Annotated in this window: 1 protein-coding gene; it reads left to right on the top strand. The window is 77.5% G+C overall.

Annotated features, from left to right (window positions below):
* Nucleotides 1-1,074: FAD-dependent oxidoreductase (locus G5C62_RS27240; protein ID WP_164703443.1), on the top strand; the 1,074-nt coding region annotated here is incomplete at both ends.

Consider the following 1,074-nt stretch of genomic DNA (forward strand, 5'->3'; position numbering starts at 1 on the left):
GCTGAGCCGGGGCCCCCACGCCGCCGTCCGCCCCGGGAAGCTCGCCGCCAGCACGTCCACCATGGTCGCCGCGGCGGTCGAGGCCCCGGGCGAGGCGCCGAGCAGGGCCGCCAGGGAGCCGCCGGCCAGGAGTTCTCGGACGACCCGGCGGTGCTCGCCGGGTGGCTGCCGCTGGTGTTCGACCAGCGACCCCCGGGTCAGCCGATCGCGGCGACCCGCTCGGCCCAGGGCACCGACGTCGACTTCGGCGTGCTCACCCGCCGGCTGCTGTCCGCGCTGGCCGCACGGGGCGCGGACGTCCGGTTCGGCCAGGAGACGCGGGGGCTGCGGCGGAGCGGGGACCGGTGGCACCTGGACGTGCGCGACCGGCGCACCGGGGCACGGCGGCAGCTGCGCACCCCGTACGTCTTCGTGGGTGCCGGCGGCGGGACCCTCCCGCTGTTGCAGGCGGCTCGGGTGCCCGAGGTGCGCCGGTACGGCGTCTTCCCGATCAGCGGCCAGTTCCTGCGCACCGACCGGCCCGAGCTGGTCGCCGCCCACCGGGCCAAGCTGTACGGCCACGCAGCGCCGGGTGCACCGCCGATCTCGGTGCCCCACCTGGACCGGCGGGTCGTGGAGGGCCGCGACCACCTGCTCTTCGGGCCGTTCGCCGCCTTCTCCCCGCGGTTCCTCACCCAGGGGCGGCTCACCGACCTGGTGCGGTCCGTGCGGCGGGGCAACCTGCCGACCCTGCTGGCCGCCGCCCGGGACAACCGCAGCCTGATGGCCTACCTGGTGCGACAGCTGCGCCAGACCCCGCAGGACCGGATCGCGGCGCTCGCGGAGTTCGTCCCGTCGGTCCGCGCCCAGGACTGGGAGCTGATCACCGCCGGGCAGCGGGTGCAGGTGCTCAAGACCACGGAGGGCCGCGGCAGCATGGTCGGCTTCGGGACCGAGCTGGTGACCTCGGCCGGCGGCTCCCTGGCGGCCCTGCTCGGCGCCTCGCCCGGGGCCTCGACCGCCGCGGCGACCATGGTGGACGTGCTGGCGGCGAGCTTCCCGGGGCGGACGGCGGCGTGGGGGCCCCGGCTCAGC

Source organism: Modestobacter sp. KNN46-3, assembly GCF_011039295.1.